We start from the raw sequence: 7,758 nt of genomic DNA, 5'->3' as shown, positions 1-7,758 counted from the left end.
CATTGTCCGGGCTTTTTTCGTATCAGCGCGTTTAGCGCGTTTCCAGCGGTGCCGGTGTAGGCACTGGCGTGGTTTCGATGGTGTCGATCTCGCGCTGGATGGATTCCTCGACCGAGCCTGGTTTGGCCGGTTTTTCTTCCGGTTGGGCTGCCGGCTGCTCGCCGTTGGCACCTGGGCTGACCGTGGTGTCGCCGCTGCCACCGAGGATTTCCTGGTCGCGGCTGACGCCCGGCATGAAGTCGCCAGACAGGCTTACCAGCTGGTCGCTTTCATTGAAGAAAATGCTCATGCGTTCCTGTTGGCGCTGACCGCCACCAGGTTGCAGGCTGTAGAGGTAGTCCCACCGGTTGGTGTGGAACGTATCCTGAATCAGAGGGTTGCCCATGATAAACCGCACTTGCCGCCGGGTCATTCCCGGACGCAATTGGTCTATCATGTCCTGCGTGACGACATTGCCCTGCTGGATGTCGATTTTGTAAACCCCGGGAAACGAGCAACCGGCGAGTGCGAGCAGTCCCACGAAGGTGAGGCTGGTTAGCAAGAGCTTGGTGTTTTGCATCGGTGGGCGACTTCCACTATCTTGGCTGGACAACGTAAACACCGATCATACCCGTATTAAGAGAAGCTGCGAAGCAGCATCGGCGAGAAAGCTGACCATGGTTGAAAATAGCGAATTGCGCAAAGCCGGTCTCAAGGTGACCCTGCCTCGAGTCAAGATCCTTCAAATGCTCGACTCTGCCGAGCAGCGTCACATGAGCGCCGAAGATGTGTACAAGGCCCTCATGGAGGCAGGCGAGGATGTTGGCCTGGCCACCGTGTACCGTGTACTGACCCAGTTCGAAGCAGCGGGTCTGGTGGTTCGCCACAACTTCGACGGCGGTCATGCGGTGTTCGAACTGGCCGATGGCGGTCACCACGACCATATGGTCAATGTGGATACCAGTGAAGTCATCGAGTTCATGGATGCCGAGATCGAGAAGCGTCAGCGTGAAATCGTCGAAGAGCACGGTTTCGAGCTGGTGGACCACAACCTGGTCCTTTATGTGCGTAAGAAGAAGTAACGATTACTTCGTTCTGAACAGCAAAGGCGACCCTGGGGTCGCCTTTGTTTTTTCTGCAAACGGTGGTGGTGACCGTTATTCCGGCCCTGTGCCGAAGTGCCTCAGGCCTTGCCGCTGACCACCATCTTGCGCGCATGGGCCAGCGATTCCTTGGTCAGGTCGATGCCACCCAGCATGCGCGCCACTTCTTCGACCCGCTCGCGTTTGCCAAGGCTGGCCACGGCCGTGTGCGTGGTATCGCTCTCGCGGACCTTGTGCACGAACAGGTGGTGATGCCCTTGGGCGGCCACCTGAGGCAGGTGGGTGACGGTCAGCACCTGGCCGCGTTCGCCCAGGCGACGCAACAGCTGGCCCACGATTTCCGCCGTAGGCCCGCCGATACCCACATCCACTTCGTCGAATACCAGGGTAGGGATGCGCGACGTCTGTGCCGTAATGACCTGAATCGCCAGGCTGATCCGGGACAGTTCGCCGCCCGAGGCGACTTTGGACAGCGCTTTGAGGGGCTGGCCGGGGTTGGCGCTGACCAGCAATTCGATCTGCTCCAGCCCATTGGGTGATAGGTCGGCCGTGTCATTGGGCGTGAGCTGAATGCAGAAGCGGCCACCGGGCATGCCCAGGCGCTGGATTTCCTGCTCGACCGCCTCTGCCAGTTGCTGGGCGGCATGCTGGCGCAGCCCGCTCAGTTCGCGGGCCTTCTCTTTATAGTGTTGAGCGAATGCAGCCATTTCTTCGCCCAGGCGCTCCAGGGATTCATCGCTGGCGTTGAGCCCTTCGAGCTCCTCCATCAACTGCTGCTGCAGGTGCGGTAGCTCCGTGGGGTGCACCCGGTGTTTACGCGCCAGGGTATAGATAGTGTCGAGGCGCTCTTCCAGGGCCTGGAGGCGCATGGGGTCGGCATCGAAATTGTCGAGGAAGCGGTTGAGTTCGCCCACGGCTTCTTCCACCTGAATCTGCGCGCTGGCAATCAGGTTGGCCGCTTCCGACAGTGCCTTGGGGGCGTTGCTGGCAGCGCCCAGCCGGTTGAGGCTGGAGGTGAGCGCGCCAAGCACATTGCCCGAATCGCTTTCACTGCACTGGTCGATGACCTGGCGGCAAATGCCGAACAGGGCCTCGGCGCTGGTGAGGTTCTTGTGCTCCTGCTCCAGGTGCTCCAGTTCGTTTTCGCCCAGGCCCAGGTTGTCCAGCTCTTCGAGCTGGTAGCTGAGCAGTTGGTGGCGGGCACGCTGTTCGTCGCCGGAATTGGACAGGCGCTCCAGTTCGAGCCGGGTCTGGTTCCAGCGCTTGGCCGCCATCTGCACTTGCCGGGCCAGGTCGATGGCCCCGGCGTATTCGTCGAGCAGACGCCGATGGGTATCGGCCTTGAGCAGGGACTGGTGCTCGTGCTGGCTGTGGATGTCGATCAGCAGCTCGCCCAGGGCCTTGAGGTCCCCAAGGGGGCAGGGTGTACCGTTGATATAGCCACGGCTGCGGCCTTCGGCAGTGATGACACGCCGCAGGATGCACAGCCCATCGCTGGCCAGGTCACGTTCGGCGAGCCAAGTGTGGGCCTCGGGGATGTCGACCAGGTCGAACGTGGCGAGGATGTCGGCCTTGTCGGTGCCGGGGCGTACCACGCCGCTGTCGGCGCGGTCGCCCAGGGCCAGGCCCAGGGCATCGAGCATGATCGACTTGCCCGCACCTGTCTCGCCCGTGATCACGGACATGCCGCGGGCGATTTCCAGGTCGAGGTGTTCGACGATGGCGTAGTTGTGAATGGACAGGTGCACCAGCATGAGGGCGACTCCAGAAAGTCATGTCTGGTTATTTATACAGTAGTTTTTTCCAGCCTGCCAATGCCCTTTTGGTGCAAACGCTTCAAGGCGTAAAAACCAGGCTGCCCCTTGAAGCTGTATTTTCCGGCCCCATATACGCCACATCACCGGCGAGCCTGGCTCGCAGTCCACCAAATTGCGCAGGAGATATCCCATGGCTGATGAGCAGCTGAACGAGAAAGACCTCAACGTCGAGCAAACCGGTGCCGACAACGCAGCTGATGCCCGCGTGCTGGAACTCGAAGAACAGCTGGCCGCGGCCAAGGACCAGTCACTGCGTACCGTGGCCGAACTGCAGAACATTCGCCGGCGTGCCGAGCAGGATGTGGAAAAGGCGCACAAGTTCGCCTTGGAGAAGTTCTCCACCGACCTGCTGCCTGTGATCGACAGCCTGGAACTGGCCCTGACTCACTCCAGCGCCCAGGACGAACACGTCAAGCAGATCCGCGAGGGCGTCGAGCTGACCCTGAAGATGTTCCAGGACACCCTCAAGCGCTACAACCTCGAAGCCATCGATCCGCATGGCCAGCCGTTCAACCCTGAGCACCACCAGGCCATGGCCATGCAGGATAACGCCGAGGTCGAACCCAACAGCGTACTGAACGTGTTCCAGAAGGGCTACCTGCTCAATGGCCGCCTGCTGCGCCCCGCCATGGTGGTGGTCAGCAAGGCGCCGAGCGCAGCGCAACCTTCTATCGATGAAAAGGCTTGAAATCCTTTCGGGCATCCCCATCTAGGTGTCAAGCCTTCAAGTATTACCGCAGTTGGCCGCAGTAGCCGCTGCTACCTCATTCAAGTTTCGGGAGAGTTAACATGGGCAAGATCATCGGTATCGACCTGGGGACCACCAACTCGTGCGTCTCCGTGCTGGAAAACGGTAACGTCAAGGTCATCGAGAACGTCGAGGGTGCGCGTACCACCCCATCGATCGTGGCATACGCCAACGACGGCGAAATCCTGGTCGGCCAGTCGGCCAAGCGCCAGGCCGTGACCAACCCGCACAACACCCTGTTCGCAGTCAAGCGCCTGATCGGCCGCCGCTTCGAAGAAGACGTCGTGCAGAAAGACATCAAGCTGGTGCCTTACAAGATCGTCAAGGCCAGCAACGGCGACGCCTGGGTCCAGGCCAGCGGCAAGGACATGGCGCCACCGCAGATCAGCGCCGAAGTTCTGAAGAAAATGAAGAAGACCGCCGAAGACTACCTCGGCGAGCCTGTGACCGAAGCGGTCATCACCGTACCGGCCTACTTCAACGACAGCCAGCGTCAGGCCACCAAGGACGCCGGCCGCATCGCCGGTCTGGACGTCAAGCGCATCATCAACGAGCCGACCGCCGCTGCACTGGCCTACGGCATGGACAAGGCCAAGGGCGACCACACCGTGATCGTCTATGACCTGGGTGGTGGTACCTTCGACGTTTCGGTCATCGAAATTGCCGAAGTCGACGGCGAGCACCAGTTTGAAGTACTGGCCACCAACGGCGACACCTTCCTGGGTGGCGAAGACTTCGACATGCGCCTGATCGACTACCTCGTCGATGAGTTCAAGAAAGAGTCCGGCATGGACCTGAAGAACGATCCACTGGCCCTGCAGCGCCTGAAGGAAGCTGCTGAAAAGGCCAAGATCGAGCTGTCTTCGGCCCAGTCGACCGACGTCAACCTGCCGTACATCACTGCAGATGCAACCGGTCCGAAGCACCTGAACGTGAAGATTTCCCGCGCCAAGCTGGAATCGCTGGTCGAGGACCTGGTCAGCCGCACCATCGAGCCTTGCCGCATCGCGCTCAAGGACGCCGGTATCGACGCCAGCAAGATCGACGACGTGATCCTGGTCGGCGGTCAGACCCGTATGCCGCTGGTTCAGAAAGCCGTTGCCGACTTCTTCGGCAAGGAAGCGCGCAAGGACGTGAACCCGGACGAAGCCGTCGCCATGGGTGCTGCCATCCAGGGCGCAGTCTTGGCCGGTGACGTGAAGGACGTCCTGCTGCTGGACGTCAGCCCGCTGACCCTGGGTATCGAAACCATGGGCGGCGTGATGACTTCGCTGATCGAGAAGAACACCACCATCCCGACCAAGAAGTCGCAGGTGTTCTCGACTGCTGACGACAACCAGGGGGCGGTGACCATTCACGTGCTGCAAGGCGAGCGCAAGCAGGCGGCACAGAACAAGTCGCTGGGCAAGTTCGACCTGGCTGACATTCCGCCAGCGCCACGTGGCGTGCCGCAGATCGAAGTGACCTTCGACATCGACGCCAACGGCATCCTGCACGTCAGCGCCAAAGACAAGGCCACCGGCAAGTCGCAGTCCATCGTCATCAAGGCCAACTCCGGCCTGTCGGACGAAGAAATCGAGCGCATGGTGCGTGACGCCGAGGCCAATGCCGAGGAAGACCGCAAGTTCGAAGAACTGGCCGCTGCCCGTAACCAGGGTGATGCACTGGTTCACTCGACCCGCAAGATGGTCGCTGACGCGGGTGACAAGGTCACCGCTGAAGAGAAGACTGCCATCGAAGCGGCCGTGGTTGCCCTGGAAACCGCCGTCAAAGGCGACGACAAGGCTGCCATCGACGCTAAGGTCGAAGAGCTGTCCAAGGTCTCTGCACCGGTTGCCCAGAAAATGTACGCCGAGCAGTCGGCCGAACAGCCTCAGGGCGGCGCGCAGCAGGCCGAGCCGGAAGCCAAGCACGACGACGTGGTGGACGCCGAGTTCGAAGAAGTGAAAGACAACAACAAGCAGTAAGTCCTGCAAGTTGTCGGCCAGTGCACCGCCGTTTGGCGGTGGACTGGTAGGATGTCGCCGCGCGGGGGCTTGCTCCCGCGTTGACGTATCTGGAATTCGAGAATTTTTGCAGCATTTGTCAGCCCCCCGTGGGGAGCAGATGCTGACGGCGCGGCGCAGATGCCGGACGCCCAACAAGGTGCAAATGACCTATGTCCAAGCGTGATTATTATGAGGTCCTGGGTGTCGAGCGCGGCGCCACGGATGCTGACCTCAAGAAGGCCTATCGCCGGTTGGCGATGAAGTACCACCCCGACCGCAACCCGGGTGATAAAGAGTCCGAAGACAAATTCAAGGAAGCCAACGAGGCGTACGAGGTCCTGTCGGATGCCAGCAAGCGCGCGGCGTTCGATCAATATGGCCATGCCGGCGTCGATCCGAGCATGGGTGGCGGCGGGGCCGGTTTCGGGGGCGCTAACTTCTCCGACATCTTCGGTGATGTGTTCAGCGACTTCTTCGGTGGTGGCCGGGGTGGCGGACGCGGCGGCGCTCAGCGCGGCAGCGACCTGCGTTACACCCTGGAGTTGAACCTGGAAGAAGCCGTGCGCGGCACCACGGTCAGCATTCGCGTGCCAACGCTGGTCAACTGCCAGCCGTGCGATGGCAGCGGTGCGAAGAAAGGTTCCACCCCGTCGACCTGCCCCACCTGCGGCGGTATCGGCCAAGTACGCATGCAGCAGGGCTTCTTCTCGGTGCAGCAGACCTGCCCGCGCTGCCATGGCCAGGGCAAGATCATCACCGACCCTTGCGGGGCCTGCCATGGCGAAGGCCGGGTCGAGGAATACAAGACCCTGTCGGTCAAGGTGCCAGCAGGCGTCGACACCGGTGATCGCATTCGCCTGTCGGGCGAGGGTGAAGCCGGCGCGCACGGTGGGCCGACCGGCGACCTGTACGTGGTGATCAACGTGCGCGAGCACGAGATCTTCCAGCGTGATGGCAAGCACCTGTACTGCGAAGTGCCGATCAGCTTCACCGACGCTGCGCTGGGTGGCGAACTCGAAGTGCCAACCCTCGATGGTCGGGTCAAGCTGCGCATCCCCGAAGGCACCCAGACCGGTAAGCAGTTCCGCCTGCGTGGCAAGGGCGTGGCGCCTGTGCGCGGTGGTGGTGCGGGTGATTTGCTGTGCCGCGTGGCGGTGGAAACGCCGGTCAACCTCAGCCGTCGTCAGCGCGAACTGCTCGAAGAGCTGCGTGATTCGCTCGAAGGCGACAGCTCCCATTCGCCCAAGGCCAGTGGCTGGTTCGATGGCGTGAAGCGCTTCTTCGGCGATCTTTGACAAGGAAAAGGCTATGCGACGTATTGCAGTGATGGGCGCGGCAGGGCGAATGGGCAAGACCCTCGTCGAAGCCGTGCAGCAAACCGCAGGTGCCGGCCTGACGGCTGCCATCGACCGCCCGGACAGCACGCTGGTGGGTGCGGATGCAGGCGAGTTGGCCGCCCTGGGGCGCATTGGCGTGCTGCTGTCCGACGACCTGGTCAAGGTTGCCGATGACTTCGACGTGCTGATCGACTTCACCCATCCATCGGTCACCCTGAAGAACCTGGCGTTCTGCCGTAAGCATGGCAAGGCCATGGTCATCGGCACCACCGGGTTCACCGTGGAAGAAAAGCACCTGCTGGCCGAGGCGGGCAAGGACATTCCGATTGTGTTCGCGGCCAACTTCAGTGTGGGGGTCAACCTCAGCCTCAAGCTGCTGGACATCGCGGCGCGTGTGCTGGGCGACGACGTCGATATCGAGATCATCGAGGCGCACCACCGCCATAAAGTCGATGCGCCTTCGGGCACCGCGCTGCGCATGGGCGAAGTGGTGGCCAATGCGCTGGGGCGCGACCTGCAGGAAGTGGCGGTGTATGGCCGCGAAGGGCAGACCGGTGCACGTGATCGCAAGACCATTGGCTTTGCCACGGTGCGCGCCGGTGACGTGGTCGGTGATCACACGGTGCTGTTTGCTGCCGAAGGCGAGCGCCTGGAGATCACCCACAAGGCCTCCAGCCGCATGACGTTCGCCAAGGGTGCCGTGCGAGCGGCCTTGTGGCTGGATGGGCGCGAGCCTGGCCTGTACGACATGCAGGATGTGCTCGAGCTGCACTGAGCCCTCGGCCC

Annotated in this window: 7 protein-coding genes; 5 read left to right on the top strand and 2 right to left on the bottom strand. The window is 61.8% G+C overall.

The features are described 5' to 3' along the window. Positions 1–31: 31 nt before the first annotated feature. On the bottom strand, positions 32–559 hold the full coding sequence (locus ACF8R3_RS02060) for an outer membrane protein assembly factor BamE (protein ID WP_023533140.1): 528 nt from the start codon (positions 557–559) through the stop codon (positions 32–34). A 97-nt stretch (positions 560–656) separates the two neighbouring features. Between ACF8R3_RS02060 and fur the strand changes: the two genes are divergently transcribed. Continuing rightward, positions 657–1,061 carry a ferric iron uptake transcriptional regulator gene (gene fur / locus ACF8R3_RS02055; RefSeq protein WP_023533128.1) on the top strand — a complete coding sequence of 135 codons (405 nt, stop codon included), beginning with the start codon at positions 657–659 and terminating at the stop codon, positions 1,059–1,061. 101 nt (positions 1,062–1,162) lie between these two features. On the opposite strand, the gene recN is transcribed toward fur, so the two are convergent. Continuing rightward, complete coding sequence (gene recN, locus ACF8R3_RS02050) at positions 1,163–2,836, bottom strand: DNA repair protein RecN (protein ID WP_196141744.1); 1,674 nt, start codon at positions 2,834–2,836, stop codon at positions 1,163–1,165. A 193-nt stretch (positions 2,837–3,029) separates the two neighbouring features. On the opposite strand from recN, the gene grpE reads away from it, so the two are divergent. The 4 genes from grpE (at position 3,030) to dapB (ending at position 7,747) form a co-directional block, all read left to right on the top strand. After that, positions 3,030–3,587 (top strand): nucleotide exchange factor GrpE, encoded by a 558-nt coding sequence (grpE, locus tag ACF8R3_RS02045; RefSeq protein ID WP_058639200.1) that lies wholly within the window; start codon positions 3,030–3,032, stop codon positions 3,585–3,587. Between the two features lie 101 nt (positions 3,588–3,688). After that, positions 3,689–5,614, top strand: a complete 1,926-nt coding sequence (gene dnaK / locus ACF8R3_RS02040; RefSeq protein ID WP_197844611.1) for a molecular chaperone DnaK — start codon at positions 3,689–3,691, stop codon at positions 5,612–5,614. Between the two features lie 191 nt (positions 5,615–5,805). Next, positions 5,806–6,930, top strand: coding sequence for a molecular chaperone DnaJ (dnaJ, locus tag ACF8R3_RS02035; RefSeq protein WP_023533145.1), 1,125 nt, complete (start codon positions 5,806–5,808; stop codon positions 6,928–6,930). A 13-nt stretch (positions 6,931–6,943) separates the two neighbouring features. Next, positions 6,944–7,747, top strand: a complete 804-nt coding sequence (gene dapB / locus ACF8R3_RS02030) for a 4-hydroxy-tetrahydrodipicolinate reductase (RefSeq protein WP_058604766.1) — start codon at positions 6,944–6,946, stop codon at positions 7,745–7,747. Positions 7,748–7,758 lie beyond the last annotated feature (11 nt).

Origin of the sequence: Pseudomonas sp. FYR_7, from assembly GCF_043106155.1 — a bacterium.
Taxonomy (GTDB): Bacteria; Pseudomonadota; Gammaproteobacteria; order Pseudomonadales; family Pseudomonadaceae; genus Aquipseudomonas; species Aquipseudomonas parafulva_B.
This window is presented reverse-complemented; position numbering and strand designations above follow the sequence as displayed.

Coding starts and splice junctions, on each gene's coding strand:
- dnaK (WP_197844611.1), top strand. CDS start 3,689: ATGGGCAAGATCATCGGTATCGACCTGGGGACCACCAACTCGTGCGTC.
- dapB (WP_058604766.1), top strand. CDS start 6,944: ATGCGACGTATTGCAGTGATGGGCGCGGCAGGGCGAATGGGCAAGACC.
- dnaJ (WP_023533145.1), top strand. CDS start 5,806: ATGTCCAAGCGTGATTATTATGAGGTCCTGGGTGTCGAGCGCGGCGCC.
- recN (WP_196141744.1), bottom strand. CDS start 2,836: ATGCTGGTGCACCTGTCCATTCACAACTACGCCATCGTCGAACACCTC.
- ACF8R3_RS02060 (WP_023533140.1), bottom strand. CDS start 559: ATGCAAAACACCAAGCTCTTGCTAACCAGCCTCACCTTCGTGGGACTG.
- grpE (WP_058639200.1), top strand. CDS start 3,030: ATGGCTGATGAGCAGCTGAACGAGAAAGACCTCAACGTCGAGCAAACC.
- fur (WP_023533128.1), top strand. CDS start 657: ATGGTTGAAAATAGCGAATTGCGCAAAGCCGGTCTCAAGGTGACCCTG.